The sequence below is a fragment of the Bradyrhizobium sp. 186 genome (assembly GCF_023101685.1).
Lineage (GTDB): Bacteria > Pseudomonadota > Alphaproteobacteria > Rhizobiales > Xanthobacteraceae > Bradyrhizobium.
On sequence record NZ_CP082164.1, the window covers coordinates 8,106,813 to 8,126,334 of the forward strand.

Genomic DNA, 19,522 nt, shown 5'->3' on the forward strand with positions numbered 1-19,522 from the left:
TTATCCTACCGATAAGGATAAACACCCCGTTGTGGTCGTAACAATAATGTCGCGCGTCAAAGCATAGAGAGAAAATATTGCCTCGGATGCTCAGAGCCCGCCCCTTATCGCTCGTCGACAAATTACAATCGAGCGCGCCAACATCCAACTCGGGCTAACAGGCGCGAATGACCTCGAAAGCCTGGGCAGTCCGATCGAGCCTCGCTTATTCGAGGAACAGAATGCCGCTGGAGGCCGCCCTATTGGAGGTATTTCGACCTCGGCAGGGTCGTCGGGATCTCCACGCCTTCGGCCAGCGCCGCCTCGGCCTGATCGCGGGCTCGCGCGGCTTGGGCCTGATCTCGAAGATGCAGGACGTAAGGGCGCAGAAGCTTTCGCGCCTCTTCTATGCCGGCACGAGCGTCGTTGACGTCGGTACCTCGCGGCAACGGCGTCTCGGTCAGTTTTCTGTCCATCGCCTCGATCAACTTGGCGCAGTCATCGCGATGCTCCCCGGCAACCAGCTCGGCAGCCAGCAGTCGGACGAGGTTCAACAACGCCAGGGCTGTAACATTGGCTATATCACTCAATGCAGGCCCCTTCGCTTGTTGCCTGCCCCCATGCCGGATCGCCAGCAGATGGCATCATTGAGGTGGCATCTTTGTGGTGTCGTTCGGTTCACGACGGAACCTACCTATTATTACTGTAGTAATTATATAATTTCGACTCTATTATATTTAAATCACATTATATAATTAAAGCAAGATCTGAGTTATTTAAATTATTGCGCCCAACGGTTTGAGAGGGGCCTGAGGGGCACTTGCAAGTCCGTTTTAGCGGATTGCAACCTCTGGATTCGAGGTCCGCCGTTTCCGGTTGAAAATAAGCGGGGGCGGTGGCGATGCTCCACGGCGGTGGGCGCCGGAAGTCCGGCCTTACCCAACCCACTCAGGGCGTGCGGATGCCCTGCTTGCCTCAGGGAATCAGTTCAGCGCAGCGCGCGAAAGCGATTGCTCGTTCGACCAGGCGCGCAGTCTCTTATGGCCTCGGCAGTCAATAGGCGCGGCGGAGGACAGGGCCTCCAGGCGCCGCGCAGACGCGATCCAAGTACCAACCATACGGCGTTTCGACGCGGACCACTGGGCAGCGATGCCGTGGCACGAAGCGGTAGGGATACGGCTGCGCCCAGAAGGTGACCGGCGTTGCCTGGCCTTGGCCTGTCAATATCACCGCGCTCGCGGGAAGCTGCATCGCAGCGCTTGCGCCATTCGCTGCACAAAAGGATGCGACCAACCCCAGAAGACCAACCCGCGTGAACGTCCTCAACATACGTAAAGCTCCCTTTGCCCCAACCGACGCTGATGGCCTAGCTGATTCCCAACCGAAAATGGGCCCAACGGTGATCGAGCGCCTTGCCCACCCAGACATTGGGCTCAAATAGCCAAGACAGATTACCAACCCGCTAGGTAACAAGGCAACCGTAGCATCTGACGAAATCTTGTCCGGGGACGAAATAGCCCGGAACTGTGACATGTCCGACCTACTTCTCGCTGCCCCACGCTCCGGGTGCGGCAAGATCCGGTGAGCGACGGTAGACGTCGCGCAACAGCTGGTAGCTGACCGATTGGGCAAGAGGCACCTCTTCCTGCCCAAGCTTCGCAAAGACCAGAATGTCGCGGAGGGTTCTCCAGCGGCTTTCGTCATAATCCGCGATCCGCCCGCCCGTCAGCAGGATTAGCCCGCGCTGTTGCTGTAGCTCGAAACTCATGCGGTCACGGTTCAGCCTCTCCGGGTCAAAGCCGACGAGAACCGGCACGCTGCGTGCGTAGTCGCTGTAGACGAATTGCCAGCCCTTAATGAGGCCCTTGAGTACCTCCGCAATAGCCGAGGGGCGATCATGAACCAGATCCGAACTCGCAAAATACACCATTCCCGGGACGTGAATCCCGTAATCTTGTGGCTTGATGGCATTCAGTCGGAGAGAGCCCGGCTCGGACGGTCCCGGCTCCTGGCCAATCGCAGCGATGATCGCGTCCACCTGACCGGTACGAAGGGCGTCAAACGTGTCGCGGTCTGCCACTTTGGTCAACTGACTGCGTGGAAGGCCGAGTTGCGCCATCATTGCGTCGAAAACCACATCCCCCTCGCTCGCCCTCCGGTAGCCAATCCGTTTTCCAACAAGATCCGCCGGGCGCCGCAGCCCGGAGCGCTCCAGGGTGAAGATGACGGTGGAGGTATCTTGCAAGCTTGCTGCGAAGGCGGTCACCGGGACGCCGCGCCAAGCCGCGAGGAGAAACTTCTGGCCGCTCGTCACGCCGATGGCATGCTGGCGTGCGACTGTCGCGACAAAATCGGGATCGCCGGGGTCGGCTCGCAGCGTCATGCTTGGAGCGAAATATCCTTGCTTGTGCGCGATCATTTCCCCCGCGAACCGCGCGCCGAATGGACCATCGAGCAGCAAGCTTGGTTGCGCGGTCGTATCAATCCGCGTCCTCGTCGGCAGAGGCTCTGGCACGAGCGCCAAGATCGCCACGCCGAAGGCCATGGCAAGCAGAGCGAGCAGCGCGAGCCGCCCGTATCCGCCTCTCACGCTTCGCCGTGACGATGTCGGAGCCACTTGGAGATTCCTGGGGTGCGCATCCATTGCGTATTGGGCAACGTACGCGATGCAACGACAGCGAAATAGGCCGCTTCTCTGATCATAATTTTGCAGGCCATTGGACGTCGCGCCCCTCTACTTTTGCAGAACGACATATCTGAAGCTTTTTGTTCCGCTCATCGTTCCAAGAATCGCGTCTGTTCGCTTGTAGTGGGGCCACATCCAATGAATTGCATTTGTCAGAGTTCAAGTAGCAAACTTTGACGCTTATCCAACGCGGGCAGCTATTCTTTAGGCTGACAACATGATCGACTACGGCCGGATTGACGACGTGAACGCGAGCAGCGGCTTCAACGTCGAGACAGGGTCGGCCGAGTGCGTCGCGGACCACAGGCTTGTCAGACTGTTCTGCTGAACGCTGCATCGTCAGCCGGGGATAGGCTTTGCGCTTGGGCGGCCGAAACGGGCAAAAAAGCGAAACAAATGGCGGCTGCAGGAACTGATCGGGAAGAGAATTTGATGATCACCGCCATAACCTCTCATCGCTCTCGACGCCGGGAACCCTGACCTTCATGCCATCAGCAACCAGTCTTTTCGCAAGCAACTTGCGCTGGATGATATCCACGGGCTCCACGCTCGCCAGGAGGCGGTCCCGATGAGGCCAACCAACAGTCGTTAGATTGATCGCCACATTTTCAATGAATCCGCCCTCAACCATCTCAGCAAATTCTGAAACTGCCTTTACCCGCATCGCCTCGCTTAACATCGGAAAGATCGCGAGCGCCAGCTTGTTGCGGCGGAGCGCAATCCAGCCCTCCCGCGGAGCTATCGCGTAGGATTGGTCGAGGTAGCTAATGTTGTTGCGATCGAAGCCGCTGCGGGCGGTCTCCACTGAATAGAGCGTCAGCCAAATAAAGGAATCAGCGGGGTTCAGCGAAAGAGAGGATTTCACCTTCTCCATGGTGGACACCGCTTCGCGATCAGCGTCCTCCGAACTCTTCCGTTCGATCGCCGCCTCGGCAATACGCAAGCGCACTAGGGCTTCGGCTCGAGCGAGCTCATGGGGCAAGAGGATCGGCGCAGGTTGAGCTTCGATCCGCACCAGCACTTCGCTCAGCACACCTGGCTTGAATCGATCATCCATCAGAATCCGCGTCGACAGCTCGCGGGCCGGATTCACGCGCCAGAACGATGGCAACGCGACCAACGACCAGAGCACGCCAGCAAAGCCAAGCAGCAGGATCGACGCTCGCACCCACGCCTGCCGCACCATCCGGCGGCTATTCCACATACCCATAACGGGCGTAATACTTCTGGTAGTAGTAGCGACCGTGGTAGGATTCGTAGCGCGAGAGCAGCTTGGTATCTGCCTTGTTCAGCACAACGCCGAGCAACTTGTCCTGGATCTCAGGCGCGCTGCGCAGGTTATGCTTAACGACATCCATCTTGGTCTTGCCCCACTCGACCACAAAGATATAGGAATCGACCAAGGAAGAGGTAACTCGCACGTCCACCACCGGCGCCATCGGCGGCATGTCTAGCACTACATAGTCGAATTTGGACCGCAGTTGCGTAATGAGGGCATGCATTGCCTTCGATGCGAGGATCTCGTTGGTGTGCAGGAGCTTCGAGGTTTTGCCAGCAGGCAGGATTGCCAGTTTGGTTTCGGGGTCCACCGTGAGCGCATCTTCCAAATTGGCCTTCTGCGCGATGACATCAACCAGGCCAATCTCAGCGTTTGGTAAGAGTGCGCGGGACAGCGAGGGATTGCGCAGATCGGCGTCGACGAGGATGACGCGGGCGCCGCTATGCGCCATCAGTTGCGCGAGGTTGCTCGAGAGCGTGCTCTTGCCCTCGCTCGGCAGGGTCGAAGTGACCGCTAGCGTCCGGTTCTCCCGCACAATAGAATTGAGGTCCACCGCCACTTTCAGCGATCGCACGGCCTCCGCAAAGCGCGAGAGTGGAGTGTCGACCACGTAACGCAGGAGATTGCGCTGAGGGTCGTCGGTCTTCTTGCCCAGCTTACCGGGAAGGAAGGATGGCGCCGCCGCCCCGTCCAGCGCCGGCAGAATCGCGATGCAGTTCGTACCGAGCACCTCTTCCACCTGCCCCGTCGTCCGGAATACCTTATCGGTAAGCTCGCGCGCCATCGCCGCGCCAAAGCTCAGCATGAGCCCGCCTAGCAGTGCCGCACCAAGAATCACCATGCTCCTAGGAGAACTCTTCCCTAGCGGCGTGGTCGCCGCGCTGATCACGCGCGCCTCGGTGATCGGGAAGGACTGCTGCTGCACGCTCTCCATGTAGCGCTGCAGGAAATTGTCATACATCGCCTGGTAGGACTGCGCGTTGCTCTCGAGCTCGCGGAGCTGCACCTGCGCCTGGTTGGTGAGCTGGGATTCCGAGACGACGTTGGCGAGGCTCGACTTGATGCTCTCCTCGCGCGTCACCGCGATGTCGTGGTCGCTCTTGTAGGATTCCTGGATGCGTTTCAGCTCATCCGTGATGTTCTTCTTGATTTCCGCCATCTGGCGGCGGAGGTTGACCGCGGCCAAGTGATCCGAGCCGTATTTCATCGCCCAGATCGACTCCTTGGAGGCCATGTCGACATATTGCGCCCGCAGCTTGACGATGGTGTCGTTCTTCAGCGCGTCGGCCACGTTGGCGTCTGGGACCTCCTGCTTGAGGATCTCGTTCATGCGGTCGAGCCGCGCCTTGGCCTCGGCGGTGGCGGCATGCGCCATGATGAGCTGGCTGTTCACCTCGGCGAGTTGCTGCTCGTTCATCAATCGGCCGCCGGTGTCGACGATGTTGTTGGCGGTCTTGAAATCGACCACCGCCCTCTGCGCGGCGGAGGCCTGGGTGCGCAGCTCCTTGATGCGGTCCTGTAGCCAGACGCTGGCGCGCCGCGTTGCCTGATATTTCGCCTCAAGTTGATCGACGATATAGGCGTCCGCGATCGCATTGGCGATGCGTGCAGCTTTGGCTGGATCGCGCGAGGTGAAGCCGATCTCCATGACATAGGTGAGGCCCAACCGCTTGACCGTCCGGCTGCGCTCAAAGCGCTGCAACGCTTTCCGTGTCAGCTCGAATTCTGAGATGGCATATCCACTCGAAAATAGCCCGGTGAACGAGCCGATCATCGCACCAAGCACGCCGCCTCCGCTCCCCGTAAATTCGGGGTCATCGATCAGATGCAAATCCCGAACGACGGCGAGGCTGATATTTTCGGATTTCAGGATTTCCACTTGAGTTTCGACGGTCGCAGAATCGATCGCAATGTCGCCGAGCACCGATTGCTGCTGGAATAGCTGCACCTTGCGGGTATCGATTACCATCGTCGCGGTCGAGGTGAATTGCGGCGCGGCGGTGAAGAGATAGAGCAACGCGAGGATGAGGCAGGCCGAGATGATGGCAATCATCGTCGGAAACTGGCGACGCACGATGTCAAGATAAGAAGTGAGCGTCTGCGAGGCGGGACCTTCGAATTCGATCAGCTCCCGGTTGATTTCCGACTTCGGCTTGTTCACCTGCAGCATATCGCAATTCCTGAAACCGTCCGGTCATCAACCCATTTACTGGTCTTGAGATCGCCCCGGACGGACGATCGAGCCGGAGGGTATGCGCCTCAAAAAAGAACTTACGCGAACAGAGGGAATAACATGGCCGACGTCGAACATGAAACTGAATTGCCGCTGTGCAAACGCGGCCGACACCATAGAAATCGAATGAAGCTTAACAATCAAAGGCGCCGAACGGCGCCATGAAGGCGCCGCCTCACAAGATCCTTTGTCGCTCGGCAAGCCTGCGACAACGCCTTATTAATAACCGTCCGGGTGTTTCAGCGCGGGCTGACGCTGCTCGTCGCGGCAGCGACCGAACCGCTGAAATTCGGAGCCGTGTTGGGGGTCCCGTTGTTGCCTAACGTCGTTGAACTGGTGTTGGCGCCACCAGTCGAGCCACCGCCACCCGTCGCACCGCCACCGCCTGTGCCGCCGCCGCCAGTGGCAGCAATCGCAACATCGCCGATCGCGGCTTGATAAGCAGCGATGACGTCTGCGTTGCCGATGCTGGCAATCGCGGTCTGGATTTCGTTGGCGAACGCGGCGTCGCTCTGTGCGGCCATGCGAGCGACCTGCGCAAGCCCGGCCACAATCGCGCGCATTTGGTCTGTCGTCGTCGCAGGATCCTTTAAGAGCGCGATAAGGCCCGGCAGCGTCGCGGGATCGGAAGCACCGAGGTCGCGCACACGCGAGACCATCTGCGCACCACCGGTCGGATATTGCTGCAAGAGGCTGTTCGGTGAACTCTTGAAATCCGAAGTCACCTGGACGGGTAGCTGCCGCTGCGGAGGATAGACGGCCGCGCTGGCAGCCGTTGAAATCGCTGCGGCCACCGCCGCAGCCGCAGCCAACCGCAGCGCAACACTAATTACGCTCATATATCTCTCCAAAATATCTGCTGCCCCCTGCCGCGGGCAAATGGCTTTACGGCGCGGAAGCTATCGCAAGTAGAAGCGACTGTCCACATATCCTAAAAACTTCGTAAACAGCGCAACTGCTTCAAAACTAGACAGTTTTGTGAAGCTCGGCGACGCGCGAGGACGTCCTTTCGGCCCTGTCTCCGCGTCCATCCTCCTGCCGCCTCGCGTCGAGCGTTGGCGAAGCTTTGTCAGAGCGGAACGATTGCGACAGTCCAGTACCGAAAAGCGCAAAGAACGGAATGCTGTAGCCAGGAATTTGCAGCGTGAAGTCCAGGCAGGAGTGCATCAGCGACAAGGTCGCGGTCGCGGCCGCCCCGAGCGGAATGATCACATCGCGCCGCCGGCCGAACACGCCGCGCGCAAGGATCACCAGCATGATCGCCCAGGCGAGCGCCACCAAAAGCGCCAGGGGAATGCCGACGTCGGAGGCAAGCTCCAGGGGCGTCGAATGTGCGATGTCCCAGATGCCGCGAATCGAGATGTTGGGGCTGCGGTACGGCGGGAATGCCCACTGGAAGGTGCCCATGCCGGTGCCGAACCAAGGGTTGTCGGCGATGATCTTGAGAGTGGATTTCCAGGCTTCCACCCGCCCCTCATCGACCAGCCCCTGGCTATCGAAGCGGCTGGAGACGCGCCCGCCCAGCAGTTGCATGAGGCCGAGCGCGACCACCAGGCCCGAGCCGAGCGATATCCAGATGCCTGTTTTGGGTGGCAGATCCTTGCGCAGGAGCACGATGAACGAGACGATCATAGCGAGCAGCGACAGGCTGACGCCCGCGCGCGAGCCGGTCATGAACATCGCCATCAGGCAGATCAGTAGCGAAAGAAGCTGTGGCAGGATTTTCCGTGGCGGAATCGCCCGCAAATCAAGCGACAGTCGCTTCCATTCGAGGTGCCGTTCGGGAATACGCCGTCGGACGTCTTCCAGAATCAGCAGCATCCAGATCACCGCGCAGGAGCCAAAATAAGCCGCCGCCGTGTTGCGGTTGATGAACGTGCCGGTGACGCTGCCGACATAGGCGGTCTTGTCCCGCCACAGGATCAGAGTGGGCTCGATCAGGAAGGACAAGACGCCATACAGCGCGTAGAGCGCTCCGGAGACGGCAATGACCCACAACATGCGTCGGGCGCGCTCGCGGTCCGCGCCAACAGTGATCCCGAGGAGGATCGCCAGAATGTTGGCGAGCGGCGCGCCTAGCGCGAAGAATGCCTCGTTCTTGACGATGGACGCCGAGGGGGCGATCGGCACGCCCAACAGAACCGACGCCTGCTTCCAGATCGGCTGGAACGGCGCGACCCAGGGGTGGTCGGACAACTGCTCGTGCAAGACGAACGCGTAGCCGGCAACAATGACGCCAATGCCAGCGATGATCCACAAGTGCGGTCTTCGCAAGTCTCGCGTCGGCGCGAAGATCAATGCCGCGCCGAGGCACAGGCACCAGAACGCGATCGAGAGGTCGTTGGTCGAGCCGAACGGAAACGGCGCGCCGGCCACCACGAAGAACAGGATGAACGTGGCGGGCAGGCTCCACGACCAGCTTATGTTGGGAAGCCGAAGGCGCATCGTCGTTCAAGCCGGCCTTTGCTCTAGCTTCTAGAGGAAGCAGTCGATCGGATAGATCTTTAGATCCACGTTAAGGCGGCTGTTCCGGGTCTGCGCCCGAAATGCATAGAATGTCCCCAAGCTATCACTGCCCGGATCGAGTTTTATTCCAGGCGTTAATTCATCGGGCGGGACCAAAAGGCCGATATGGCGGTTGATGCCGCTTATCTCGACCCGCCCCTCCCCCTCGCCAAAGTGGCCGCCAACCCGGGTGACTGTCACCTTGGGCAAGCCGCGCCGCTGATGGCAGGCCTCCTCCTCCCATAGCTTGGTCTGCTGGACCAGCGACTTGTCTGGTCTGTCAGGGACAACGATATCCGGGAAGGACGGATGCAGCATCCCGAAGAAGCGGCTCTCGTTGGCGTTCGCCGACAATCGGACGGTGAATGAAACTTCGCCCTTGGCGCCCCGGAGGCGCTGGAAGATCGGCGCCTCGGGCTCGGCTGAGACCACCACATCGATCCGGTGGCGTACTCCGAACTCCCCCGCCGCGGCGACAGCGTCTTCGAGCAGAACAGGGCCCACGAGGACGAGGGTTAGAAAACACCAGAATGCTCGTCGTCGAAAGCGCATGAGGCCTCGCGACACTGCGGGGGTGACCGATGACCGGCGCGCCTTGTTCGGTGGTGCCTTGATCCATAGCCCGACAGTACCGATTGGATCCTTAAACGAAAATGGCACCGGGACAAAGCCCCGGTGCCATCGGTTTTGCTAGATCAGGTTGGCTCCGCCTTACGGCGCCAACTTGATGTTGTTGCGGAAGATCAGCGCGTCGTTCGACAGGTTCACCGCGTCGCTGCCGGTCGCCATGATCACCCGGAGGAAGGTCAGGAACTTCGTGACCTCGACGTTGCGCGAGTTCGAGACGTAGATGATGTCCTGGTTCTTCATCATGACCTTGGTGGCGAGGAAGAAGCCACCCGGATCGCGGAAGTTCACGTTGAAGATGACCGGGATCGTCTCGGTTGTGTACTTGCTGACGTCGATGCCGAGCTGAGCTGCGACCTCACGCGGCTCGCGGCGATACAGGTACACCGATGCCGGATCCGCTTGGCCGTCCAGAAGGCCGCCGGCCTTGCCCACGGCTTCGCCGAGGTTGATGCGCCAGGCATCGAAGTTGAACTCGCCGCTCTGACCGCTGGCGCCAAACGCCAGGAACTTCTGCTGTTCGCGATAGACATAGACGCTGTCGTCCGGACGAACAAAGATGTTGTTCTCCGGCGCCATCACGAGATTCTCGAACGGCACGGTCGCGCGCTTGCCGGCACGTTCCAGCATGACCCAGGTCTCGAAGCCCTGGCCCTTGATGCCGCCGGCGCGGGTGATCGCGTCGAGCACCTTGTCCTTTGCGCCTGCGGCGCTCGCCGGATAACGGGCCGGCGTATTGACCTCGCCGAGCACGCTGATGAGCTGGGTGCGCTGCGAGGACATCGCAACGACGACCTGCGGCTCGATGGCGCGGTTGGCGATTTTTTCAACGATGGAGCGCTGGATTTGGACCGCCGTGAGGCCGTTGGCCTTGACCTGCCCGGCGTAGGGCACGGTGATGAAGCCGTCATTGTCGACCGACTGATCGGGGATCGTCACGAAGTTGCCCGGACGGACGCCGGCTTCGGCCGGGATGAACAGACCACCCGCCGCGGCTTCGAAGATGGTGACGCTGACGACGTCGCCGATGCCGAACACGATGCTGGCCGGCGGCCGTTTGTCCGTGAACGCACCCGCAAGCCCCTTGGGTTCATGGGTGTGCAGGATGTTGACCGTCGCCGGATTGATCGGCACGAGCTCGTAGGCCGGCGCGCTTTCCGTCTGAATGTGGTTGTTGACGTCGTCGGTTAACGGTCCCGAGCCGGGATTGGTCGAACAGCCCCCAAGCGCCAAGCCGACGCTCAAAAGCGCCAGCGTCAAAACACGAGTCGTCACAAATGCATGCATGAAGGCGCCCGGTGGTTCCCCTATTGAGTCAATTGGTACGGTGCGCCGCGAACTGCGACAAGGCTTCGCAGCCCAAATGCGTGGTTAACGGTGCGATCTGGTTGGGAGTGTTGCGCTTCCGCAACTTTCGGGAACCCGCATTAAGCCTTTGTGACCCTTTGTTATAATCTGTGTGCTGCTTAATCAGGCAATCCGGCTACTCCCGCTCGCCTGCGTCTCTGGGAGAAATTCGGGCCGATTGAATGGATTTCTGACGTGGCGCTTTTCGCAGTCGCAGCATTGTTTATTGCCTGGAGCCCCCAGGCGGCCGATCCTGTGGCGCCGACCTGGCTTGCCTCGGCCAGCCTCTAATTCCCGTAGCGGCGCCCGCCTCGAGCTGGAAGTTCACCCGCACCCAAGGGACAAAGGAAGGTGAGACCTTCGCCTCCATCATGAAGACCGCCGAAATCCGACCTGGACTTCGCCGGCCTGATCGTCCGCTGCGCGCCTCATGGCAAGATCGACGTGTTGGTGGCCTTGATCCGGCCGTTCCCGCCCAGAAGCCACCCCAAGGTCACGCTTTCCTCCGCGGCAGGAGGCACCTTGACGTTCGAGGCCAGCATGGCCGCGGCTGGTGCCGCCGTCCTTTTGCCTGACGAGGTCTCCGCCTTTGCCGGTGGGAAGTGGCAGACAACGCCTTCCCTAACGGTCCTGGTCAAAGAAACCGATAGCGAAATCAAAGGCGTGGTGGCGTTGAACGGGCTCCGCGAGGCTTATAACTCGTTGCTGGCAAATTGCGGCCAGTAGACAAAATTTAGCCATACGACTTAAGGGTCTTTTCAGGGGGCGGAACCTAAGGTCCGGAGCACGGAGTGTTTCGGATGACCGAGCTTTTGATTTTTTGCTTTCTTGTAGGTGCGGTGCTGGGCCAACGCTTTCGGGTCTTGGTGCTCCTGCCGCTAACCTTTGTCATGGTGCTCGTCGCCATCCCGGTTGGATGGATGGCCAATGTCACCTTCCTTGAAAGCCTGAAGAACCTGGTGCTCGCGGCCGTTGCTCTCCAGGCCGGTTATCTGTTCGGCTCGGCAGCGCGCTTTGCCCTTGCCAGCGCTCGTGCCGCCCGGGTGTTTGCTCGGCCGGTCAACACCGTTCGCTGACCTCTTCAGCGGGACGATCGAGAGCCCGCCTGAGAGTCCGCCGGGCAAAGCTTCGTTGGGTCTGCGATTCTGCGTTCATTGCGAGCCCAGCTCTGTTTGAAAATCGATCGACGGCTAGTATGGTGACCTGACCGGTTCAGGATTCCTCATCAGGCGCCCGTTTGTCCCTCGCTTATTTTGCCCTCATCGTCGCTATTGTTTCCGCTTCAGCTCTCGAAATTGCCGGCGCCAAATTCGGCGCACAGCCCGGGATGATGGCTGCGGCCTTAAGCGTATTGGCAGCCGCCTTCAGCGCACGAAAGGCTGACTACGAGCACTATCTCCGTGCCACCGCTTGGGGCCGCTGGGTTCTGATCGCCATTCCTCTTTGTATCGCAGCCCAACTCGCGCCGCTCTGGCTGAGCTGGGCCCATCCGATCTGGGCGAGTGTACACGATGCCTTGGGCGGGCTGGCCTTTGGGCCAATCACGGCCGACCTCGGCTTGACGTTGAACGCGCTGTTCTTGGCGCTTGTCGCTCTCGCTCTTCTCGGCGTTACCATCGTGGTGGTCCGCGACCGCGGCCGCGCCGAATTGGTTCTTTTTGTCCTGAGCGGCATAGCAACGGCCGGCGCCCTGGCCTTGGATCTGCATTGGCTCTCGCCGGGACTTATGGGCGCCGCCCCCTCCGACCTGGCGACAAGCTTTGCCGGCCTCGGGACCATGCTGAATTTAGCCGTCATGCAGCTGGCCGCTGAGCGGGCCGAAACGCGTCACTCGCTCGTTCGCTCGATTGCGATCGGCCTTTGCGGCCTTCTGGGCGCTCTGGCAAGCGCCCTTGCGATCTTTGGCTTGTCCGGCACGAACAGCGCGATCGCCGTAGCCTTCGGCTTCGTGCTAATTCTGCTGATCCTCGTCATTCGAAGGATCGACTTATCGCCGTTGGCCGCAGGCGCGCTGTCGCTGGCCGCGCTGATCGGAACGGTTATCGTCCTGAGCTTCCTCTTCGAAAAGAATGCCGGGCCGATTCTTTTGCGGCTTGTCCCCGATGTGGGGGCCGAAACCAGAGCCGCGCTTGAACGCATGTTGGCCGACACGCGATGGTTCGGTGCGGGCGCAGGGACATTTTCGGCCGTGGCCAGGATCTATCTAAGCGATTCCGGCGCGGCTTTGATGGCACCCTCAACGGCTTTTGCCATCTTCGCGGATTTGGGATGGATCGGTCTTTCTGCCGCGCTGCTGGCGGGCATGATGGCTCTGGGACGCTTGTTCTTCGGCGCTTTGCAGCGCGGCCGCGACTCGTTCTTCCCTGCGGCGGCGGCGGCCTGCGTTGTCTTCGTGCTCGTTCAGGGCTTCGCCGGTCCGGGACTGCTGCACCCGGCAGCAATCCTTTGCCTCGCGGTGATCGTGGGACTGGGATTGTCGCAGAGCGTCAGCCAGTCCTCACGATAGACGCGCCGGTCATCAGGCGTTGCGATCGCCGCCAAGTGAGGCCCAGTAGTTCGGATTCTTGGGCATCTGGATGCGGACCCAGCGATAGGACTTCTTCGACCAGGGCAGGATATGCCCGGTGAGGTTGTCCAGCACGAGATCGCCGGAGAACGTGCGCACCACGACCACGAGATGATGCTCACCCCAGGTCGTCACGACCTCGCTGAGCAACACCGAACGCGCCGGGAAGCCCTTGGCGATCAGATCGTGGCGTTTTGTCACAGCGTAATCGTTGCAGTCGCCGCTCGCAGGATGCAGCAGCCACTTCTCGCCACGCAGCCCGTCCAAATTGGGCTCGGGTCGGATCGCGCTGTTGACCCGGTGATTGACCTCCTGAAGCAGAGCCATGCGTTCGGCCGTGAGCTTTAGACGACCGCCCCTGAACACGATTTGCTGCGGTCGCGGCTTACACTCGCCCTCGTACTTCAGGCAAAAGATCGTGAACGCCATCGGCGCCAAGGTCGGCTGGTCGAACTTGATGTACTGGATGGCGCCGCGCAACGCCAACGGCGCACCAACAAAGGCGGCCTCGGCCTTGTGCTGGCCCCCAGCCAATAGAGCGGCGGCCACCGCCAGGAACTTTACAACTTTGCGCATGTCGCGCTCCCCGTTTTTGTTGGGGCAACGCTACGCGAGACGTCTTGAAATCCGGCTCAAAGGCCGAGCCATCCTTTAATCAAAACGGCCGCGACTCCGTCAGAAACAATTAAGAATACCGATGCGTAATTTGTTCTGCTATGAGCGATCATGACGTCCATTCATGACGCCAGACGCGATTCGACCAGCTGATGGGCCTTTCCAAGCGCTTTCGTAAGAACGTCAAGCCTCGGCTTCCCGACGGCGTGAGGATCTATGCCATGGGCGATGTGCATGGACGCGCCGACTTGCTTCAGTCGCTCTTAACCGTCATCGACGCCGACCTTGCTCGCTCAGCTCCCGAACGAGCGATCCAGGTGTTTCTTGGCGACTATGTCGACCGGGGTCCGGACTCACGCGCCGTGCTTGATATCCTGATCGCACGCTCGAAGTCGCATGAGACGGTCTGTCTCAAGGGCAACCACGAGGTTTTCCTGCTCGAGGTCCTCAAGGATCCGGCACGGTTGCAGGAATGGCGCCACTACGGAGGCCTGCTGACACTTGTCTCCTACGGCATTAACCCGACGATGAATCCGACGCCGGAGGAGCAGATTGAGCTGATCGAGGGCTTGAGGCGCGCGCTTCCGCCGGAGCATCTTTCCTTTCTTCAGCAGCTCCGCTCGTCCTTCGCGTGTGGCGACTTCTTTTTTGTTCACGCCGGGGTCAAGCCCGGCGTAGCCCTCGAACGTCAAAAGGAGGAGGATCTGCTCTGGATCCGCGAGGAATTCCTCGAGTCCGAAAGACGCTTCGGCAAATATGTCGTCCACGGCCATACCCCGGTCAGCGCTCCGGATATCCGGCCAAACCGGATCAATATCGACACCGGCGCTTACGCGACCGGCAACTTGACCTTGCTCACGATCCAGGGCGATAGTCTGCTCGCAATTTAGGGCTTTTGCAGAGTTGCTGGCCAACTCCCGCGCTCCGCCTCCCGAGCCTCTCGAATTCATTATGAGCCGCATGATCTTGCTTCGCATCGTTGGCGTCTGCATCGCAGTGATATTGCTGCTTTATGCCGGATTGGAATTTTATGGCGATCTCACGCGATCGAACTTTCGGGCGAGCGATTTGTTCTTGGGCGAGTTTCCGCCCGAGAAGGTCAATGTAGCCTCATCGGGCGTTCTGGCGCCCTTTTCATTCGATGGCGACTTGCTTGCGAACTACGCGGCAGCGAAAGCCGCGGACTTTCTTCACCATCCCGCAGCCGATGCGAACAGCAGGGCTACCGAGAACAAGGCGGCCCAAGATGCCGTGGTTGCGGCCCTGAAAGTATCGCCGATCCGGCCCGCGCTATGGCTCACGCTCGGCACGCTGAAGGCGCAGGCGGGCGAGCCGGTGACGCCTGCGGTGAAAATGTCTTACTTGGCCGGCGCCGTGCCGATCGCCGTTGCCTTCGCGCGGATCCAGACTGTGACCTCGAGCGCGGCGGCAGCCGACGAAGAGATCAAGCTCCTGGCGCAATCGGACATTCGCTCGGCGCTTGCCAACCGCGCTCGCTACGAGCAGCTTCTGATCGCGGCCTACGTGCAGGCGACGCCGCAAGGCAAGTCGCTGCTTCTGGAGGCCACCCAGGGGACCGATCCCAAGTTCAACCAGATTTTGCGGCGGTACTGACGTTCAATCGCGATTTAGCTTGCGGCTTGCGGTGAATTTTCAACGCGCCGATTTCGGGGCGATCGGCACAAAGTCCTGCTCGCGACGGGGTTGATCCGATCGCCCTTGGTAGATGAACATCCCCTTCTTGGTCGAGATGATGTCGCCTCGCTGCAGGCTTTCGTCGTTGAGCACGCGCTCGGTTGCGACGATCTCTGGATCTTCCGGGACCGGCACATAGAGTTCGGGGTGTTCGCGCCGCTCGCGCGCGACCTCCTTGCCCCGTCGCCTTGCATCTTCGATTCGCTGCCGCCATTCGTCACGCGTCAGTTCGGGCTCGCTTGGCGGAAGGTAGTCATTGAGCGAGGGCTCCGGCTCTGTTTGAGCAAGACAGGGGTGCGAACAGGCCAGACCAAGGGCGAGTCCACCAGCGATGGTGACCGCTCGAGACAGCGCCGCAAACCGCCTTGCATCGGCTAGCGAGTGGTCACGCCGAACGGGTCGCACTCCGATAACTCCAAAGACGGGTCATAAGGACGATCATTGGCTAGCCCTCCTTATCTCTTCCTCTTCAGCCTATACCTTTGCCGATTGCAAGAAAGCCAATTCGCGGGCAAGCTTCGTGCTTTAGCTCGCGAGGATTTTAGCCCGTGGTTCGCAGCATTGCTTTCTTGGCTCTGGTGATCTGGTTTGGGACTCAATCTGCAACGGCAGGCCAGATCGAATACCCGCAAGTCATCCATACGCAATACGAAGCCGTTGATCAGAAGGCCGGCGGTCACTTCGTGCTGTGGTCAGAGCGGGAAAAGATCTTCTATGGCCTCGACCAAAAGCTTTTCCCGGGAGCCCGGTTTGTCGACATCACCCAGATTACCCCGAGCGTGGGGTCGATCACACTGACCTATGTCGAGGTGCGGACGGTCAGCAGTACGGCCTCGGACTATTTGTACCTGGCGGGCAATGTCCGCTTCCGCGTCAGCGGAATGACCCTCAAGTCCAGCAACTTCCCCACCGGCGGCGGGATGACGCCGAACGGACAGTAGCCAGCCCGCCGCGTCGAGCCTGCCATCCCCTACAGCTGATCGCCGCGGTCGGCCGGCGCGAGGTTGACGGCCGATCTGGCAAGATCGTGCGTCTAAGACCTCGTTAGGTCCTCGCTGTTAGTCTCGGACACTCCACTCATGGGGTTGCCGAGAATGTGTCAAAGGCCAATATTGCTGCTAGCTGTCTGCATCGCAGCCTCCGTGATGTTCAGCATGGCGGCTCAAGCGAGCCCCCTCTGCGTCAAGGAGCGGACGCCGTTTGCTCTGTCAGAGGACACGGTGAAGTGGATGATGCCGATCCAGCCCGGGGCCGACTGCATCCAAGGACTGCGTTGGTCGTATATGCAAATCTTCAACGTATCGGTCGTGAGCGGACCATCAAGAGGACAGCTGGCGCTGGTTGGATCCGGCTTCCGTTATTCGGCAGAAGCCGAAAAGCCAGGCACCGATAGGTTCACCCTTCTGATCTCGGGCAGAAACCGTCATGATGCCGGCATATCGACCTTAGCATTACAGTTGCCGTTTTGCTTTGAGATGCGCGCGCTGAGCGGCAGCCTGGTGAGCTCTGCGCCAGAATGACCATGCGATGACATGCGCGGGTTGGATCCGCTTTCGAGCAAGCCTGATGGCGATGCGGCGGATTTCCTGGATTGACCAACGGATCAGTGGCGGCGTGGGTGTGCTTTGGCTTTTGCCGGGGGGCGGCGTTTGGTTTTTTTGGGCGGTGGCGGATTGGCGCGATGGCGGATCGCCGCCATCATGGCGAAGGCGAGCATCACCAGGGACACGTGGCGATGCCAGCCATGCCAGGACCTGCTCTCGTTGTGATCGAGCCCGAACTCGTTTTTCGCGGTTTCAAAGCTGTCCTCGATCGCCCATCGATGGCCTTCGACCGCGACCAGCGTTTCAATTGATGTTCCCGCTGGGCACCAGGTGGTGAAGAAGGCGAGATCGCCATCGGCGATATGGCGACGGATCAGCAGACCGCGCGTCCATAAACCATCATTTGCGCTGTTGAACTGCTCGACCTCGAGATCGGCCAGTTCGAGATAACACCAGTCATGCAGCCTCGGTCCTTTGGTTCCGGCTCCCGCCGACAAGCGCTTCCAGTCGGACGGGCGCCGCGTCCGGGCGATGTCTTCGGCCTTGCCGGCGACCGGCTGTCGCTTGCCCCAGGATCGGAAGACATGAGAGCTGCTGACCCCGAGCACATAGCCTTTGCCTGCCCGCCGTAGCTGCTGTTCGATATCGCCAACACCGTAGACCGTGTCACCGGCAACCCACTTGAATGGTACAGACGCGGCTATCGCACGTGCGATCATTCTCGTCGCAAGCTTTGGTTTGGTCGCAAAGCCGACATCGGCAGGCACATATGCGGCTTCCAGACGATCTGGATCGTCAGTCCATTCCTTCGGAAGATACAACGCGCGATCGATGAACGCATGACCATGACGCGAAACGTAGGTAGCGAAGACGCCGATCTGGCAGTTCGTAATCTTCCCTGCCGAACCAGTGTATTGCCGTGCCACTCCGCATGAGGCCTTACCCTGCTTGAGAAAGCCGGTCTCGTCGATCACCAGCACCGCATCGTCATCCGCCAAATGCTCGATGACATAGTCGCGGACGATATCGCGCAGGGCATCAGCGTCCCAATCTCCACGACCCAGAATTGCCTGCTGACGCCATGGGCCAGGATCGCCAGCCGCCTCCGCGCGCATCCAGCCGGTCTTGCGCTGCTCATCTCCGAGCAGACCTTCCAGGAACAAGCCTGCATTCGTCGCCACACGCTCTTGCGTGAACAACGGACGTATCCGTTGCTTGATCTCTCGAAGCGACGCCGCCCACAACGCAAGCGTCTCCTCAACCGACGCGGCCCGCGTCCACGACATTCGAATCATGGTTGCCCATGGATTCAGAAACCCGCAAACAAAGCAACTGTAATGTTAGAGTCTGTCCGGGATCATGCTGTTTTTTGGCAGAGCTTTCGCAGCATGAGGCGGATTGAGGCGAGGCGCAAGAACGCCAATGCCTTTCGGTTGAGGCACTCCCAATCCTTGGCCAAACGGCGGCAGCGGTTGAGCCAGGCGATGGTGCGTTCGACGATCCATCGCTTGGGCAAGATCGCAAAACTCTTTGCTGTATCGGAGCGCTTGACGATCTCGACGTCGATTTGCCGGAGGATTTTGCGAACGGCGGACTGAAAGATCGGCCCCTGATAGCCGCCGTCAGCATAGAGCTTCAGCAGGAATGGATGCAGGCCAAACAGCGTGGCCATCACCAGCACCCCACCGTCACGATCCTGGATGTCCGCCGAATGCACGAGGGCGTGGAGCAGCAAGCCTTGAGTATCGACTAGGATGTGGCGCTTCTTGCCCTTGATCTTCTTGCCCGCATCGTAGCCATGCGGGTCGATCCACGCCCCCCTTTTTCCGCGCTCTTGACGCTTTGACTGTCGATGATGGCGGCGCTCGGGCTGGGTTCTCGGTTAGCCAATTCTCGACATTGTACATAGAGCGCGTGATGGATGCGATCGAGCGTGCCGTTCCAAGCCCACAAGTCAAAATAGTCGTGCACCGTGCTGCGTGGCGGCAGGTCCTTCGGGATCGCTCGCCATTGGCAACCGGTGCTCAGCACATACATCAGGCCATTGATCACCTCGCGCACATCGACCGTGCGCTTGTTGCCGCCTCGCTTGGCTGGCGCAATCAGCGGCTCCACCAACGCCCATTCCTCATCAGTCAAATCGCTTGGATAGCGTAGCCGGCTTCGGTCGTAACGACCGCGGTTCTCCTTCGTCCACATGGGCGCCCCTTCGAATCGGACCGCCACCCTTGAATCACAAATGATTCCGATGATTCAAGATGTTCCCGGACAGACACTTAGAGGTCGAGGTGAATCCTCAATAGTCTGCCTTATGCTTCGACTATCGCCAGCTCGATCCACTACCGCGGGTTCTGCTTCCGTAATAGGGACGAGCGCGCCCTCCGCGAGTCAGTGGCGCCTGAATCTGGCTCGGGATATTCGGCGTCGCCGTGCTCGGCGAGGGCTG

The 19,522-nt window shown here is 60.1% G+C and carries 19 protein-coding genes; 7 read left to right on the top strand and 12 right to left on the bottom strand.

Annotation, left to right across the window (positions count from 1 at the left end; all coding sequences use genetic code 11):
- Positions 1-239: 239 nt before the first annotated feature.
- The 8 genes from IVB18_RS38850 to IVB18_RS38885 all read right to left on the bottom strand — a co-directional run bounded on the left by IVB18_RS38850 (position 240) and on the right by IVB18_RS38885 (position 10,596).
- Positions 240-569 (bottom strand): hypothetical protein, encoded by a 330-nt coding sequence (locus IVB18_RS38850; protein WP_247985520.1) that lies wholly within the window; start codon positions 567-569, stop codon positions 240-242.
- A gap of 950 nt (positions 570-1,519) precedes the next feature.
- Positions 1,520-2,524: an ABC transporter substrate-binding protein gene (locus tag IVB18_RS38855; RefSeq protein ID WP_247985521.1), complete on the bottom strand. Its 1,005-nt coding sequence runs from the start codon at positions 2,522-2,524 to the stop codon at positions 1,520-1,522.
- 577 nt (positions 2,525-3,101) lie between these two features.
- Entirely contained in the window at positions 3,102-3,851 is a 750-nt protein-coding gene (locus IVB18_RS38860) for a hypothetical protein (protein ID WP_247985522.1), read from the bottom strand.
- A 7-nt stretch (positions 3,852-3,858) separates the two neighbouring features.
- Complete coding sequence (locus tag IVB18_RS38865; protein ID WP_247985523.1) at positions 3,859-6,114, bottom strand: polysaccharide biosynthesis tyrosine autokinase; 2,256 nt, start codon at positions 6,112-6,114, stop codon at positions 3,859-3,861.
- Between the two features lie 302 nt (positions 6,115-6,416).
- Positions 6,417-7,016, bottom strand: coding sequence for a hypothetical protein (locus IVB18_RS38870; protein ID WP_247985524.1), 600 nt, complete (start codon positions 7,014-7,016; stop codon positions 6,417-6,419).
- 127 nt (positions 7,017-7,143) lie between these two features.
- Positions 7,144-8,622, bottom strand: a complete 1,479-nt coding sequence (locus IVB18_RS38875) for an O-antigen ligase family protein (protein ID WP_247985525.1) — start codon at positions 8,620-8,622, stop codon at positions 7,144-7,146.
- A gap of 30 nt (positions 8,623-8,652) precedes the next feature.
- Complete coding sequence (locus tag IVB18_RS38880; RefSeq protein WP_247985526.1) at positions 8,653-9,234, bottom strand: hypothetical protein; 582 nt, start codon at positions 9,232-9,234, stop codon at positions 8,653-8,655.
- Between the two features lie 159 nt (positions 9,235-9,393).
- Positions 9,394-10,596, bottom strand: a complete 1,203-nt coding sequence (locus IVB18_RS38885) for a polysaccharide biosynthesis/export family protein (RefSeq protein WP_247985527.1) — start codon at positions 10,594-10,596, stop codon at positions 9,394-9,396.
- A 582-nt stretch (positions 10,597-11,178) separates the two neighbouring features.
- Between IVB18_RS38885 and IVB18_RS38890 the strand changes: the two genes are divergently transcribed.
- The 3 genes from IVB18_RS38890 (at position 11,179) to IVB18_RS38900 (ending at position 13,162) form a co-directional block, all read left to right on the top strand.
- Entirely contained in the window at positions 11,179-11,382 is a 204-nt protein-coding gene (locus IVB18_RS38890; protein ID WP_247985528.1) for a hypothetical protein, read from the top strand.
- 74 nt (positions 11,383-11,456) lie between these two features.
- A complete protein-coding gene (locus IVB18_RS38895) occupies positions 11,457-11,732 on the top strand; it encodes a hypothetical protein (protein ID WP_247985529.1) in 276 nt (91 codons plus the stop codon).
- A gap of 161 nt (positions 11,733-11,893) precedes the next feature.
- Positions 11,894-13,162 (top strand): hypothetical protein, encoded by a 1,269-nt coding sequence (locus tag IVB18_RS38900; protein ID WP_247985530.1) that lies wholly within the window; start codon positions 11,894-11,896, stop codon positions 13,160-13,162.
- A 12-nt stretch (positions 13,163-13,174) separates the two neighbouring features.
- Here IVB18_RS38900 and IVB18_RS38905 read toward each other — a convergent pair whose 3' ends face one another.
- Positions 13,175-13,798 (bottom strand): transglutaminase-like cysteine peptidase, encoded by a 624-nt coding sequence (locus IVB18_RS38905; protein WP_247985531.1) that lies wholly within the window; start codon positions 13,796-13,798, stop codon positions 13,175-13,177.
- A 191-nt stretch (positions 13,799-13,989) separates the two neighbouring features.
- On the opposite strand from IVB18_RS38905, the gene IVB18_RS38910 reads away from it, so the two are divergent.
- Positions 13,990-14,727 carry a metallophosphoesterase family protein gene (locus tag IVB18_RS38910; RefSeq protein ID WP_247985532.1) on the top strand — a complete coding sequence of 246 codons (738 nt, stop codon included), beginning with the start codon at positions 13,990-13,992 and terminating at the stop codon, positions 14,725-14,727.
- A 61-nt stretch (positions 14,728-14,788) separates the two neighbouring features.
- On the top strand, positions 14,789-15,451 hold the full coding sequence (locus IVB18_RS38915; protein ID WP_247985533.1) for a hypothetical protein: 663 nt from the start codon (positions 14,789-14,791) through the stop codon (positions 15,449-15,451).
- Between the two features lie 39 nt (positions 15,452-15,490).
- Here IVB18_RS38915 and IVB18_RS38920 read toward each other — a convergent pair whose 3' ends face one another.
- Complete coding sequence (locus IVB18_RS38920) at positions 15,491-15,937, bottom strand: hypothetical protein (RefSeq protein ID WP_247985534.1); 447 nt, start codon at positions 15,935-15,937, stop codon at positions 15,491-15,493.
- A gap of 143 nt (positions 15,938-16,080) precedes the next feature.
- Between IVB18_RS38920 and IVB18_RS38925 the strand changes: the two genes are divergently transcribed.
- Together IVB18_RS38925 and IVB18_RS38930 are read left to right on the top strand one after the other, a co-directional pair.
- Positions 16,081-16,473 (top strand): hypothetical protein, encoded by a 393-nt coding sequence (locus IVB18_RS38925; RefSeq protein ID WP_247985535.1) that lies wholly within the window; start codon positions 16,081-16,083, stop codon positions 16,471-16,473.
- A gap of 279 nt (positions 16,474-16,752) precedes the next feature.
- The gene (locus IVB18_RS38930) at positions 16,753-17,052 is read left to right on the top strand and encodes an Ig-like domain-containing protein (RefSeq protein ID WP_247985536.1); all 300 of its coding nucleotides are present in this window, start codon (positions 16,753-16,755) and stop codon (positions 17,050-17,052) included.
- Positions 17,053-17,135: 83 nt separating this feature from the next.
- Here the strand turns inward: IVB18_RS38930 and IVB18_RS38935 are convergent, their stop codons facing one another.
- Complete coding sequence (locus IVB18_RS38935; RefSeq protein ID WP_247985537.1) at positions 17,136-18,371, bottom strand: IS701 family transposase; 1,236 nt, start codon at positions 18,369-18,371, stop codon at positions 17,136-17,138.
- 62 nt (positions 18,372-18,433) lie between these two features.
- Positions 18,434-19,275, bottom strand: a protein-coding gene (locus tag IVB18_RS38940) for an IS5 family transposase (protein ID WP_247801096.1) whose coding sequence is annotated in 2 segments (ribosomal slippage) — positions 18,434-18,903 and positions 18,903-19,275 — 843 coding nt in all. Because the reading frame shifts where the segments join, the coding sequence is not laid out codon by codon here.
- Positions 19,276-19,522 lie beyond the last annotated feature (247 nt).

Bases quoted from the DNA above. Each gene is read 5' to 3' on its own strand.
- IVB18_RS38935 (WP_247985537.1), bottom strand. From the start codon at position 18,371: ATGATTCGAATGTCGTGGACGCGGGCCGCGTCGGTTGAGGAGACGCTT.
- IVB18_RS38870 (WP_247985524.1), bottom strand. From the start codon at position 7,016: ATGAGCGTAATTAGTGTTGCGCTGCGGTTGGCTGCGGCTGCGGCGGTG.
- IVB18_RS38880 (WP_247985526.1), bottom strand. From the start codon at position 9,234: ATGCGCTTTCGACGACGAGCATTCTGGTGTTTTCTAACCCTCGTCCTC.
- IVB18_RS38915 (WP_247985533.1), top strand. From the start codon at position 14,789: ATGAGCCGCATGATCTTGCTTCGCATCGTTGGCGTCTGCATCGCAGTG.
- IVB18_RS38905 (WP_247985531.1), bottom strand. From the start codon at position 13,798: ATGCGCAAAGTTGTAAAGTTCCTGGCGGTGGCCGCCGCTCTATTGGCT.
- IVB18_RS38855 (WP_247985521.1), bottom strand. From the start codon at position 2,524: ATGGCCTTCGGCGTGGCGATCTTGGCGCTCGTGCCAGAGCCTCTGCCG.
- IVB18_RS38885 (WP_247985527.1), bottom strand. From the start codon at position 10,596: ATGCATGCATTTGTGACGACTCGTGTTTTGACGCTGGCGCTTTTGAGC.
- IVB18_RS38895 (WP_247985529.1), top strand. From the start codon at position 11,457: ATGACCGAGCTTTTGATTTTTTGCTTTCTTGTAGGTGCGGTGCTGGGC.
- IVB18_RS38910 (WP_247985532.1), top strand. From the start codon at position 13,990: ATGGGCCTTTCCAAGCGCTTTCGTAAGAACGTCAAGCCTCGGCTTCCC.
- IVB18_RS38875 (WP_247985525.1), bottom strand. From the start codon at position 8,622: ATGCGCCTTCGGCTTCCCAACATAAGCTGGTCGTGGAGCCTGCCCGCC.
- IVB18_RS38860 (WP_247985522.1), bottom strand. From the start codon at position 3,851: ATGGTGCGGCAGGCGTGGGTGCGAGCGTCGATCCTGCTGCTTGGCTTT.
- IVB18_RS38865 (WP_247985523.1), bottom strand. From the start codon at position 6,114: ATGCTGCAGGTGAACAAGCCGAAGTCGGAAATCAACCGGGAGCTGATC.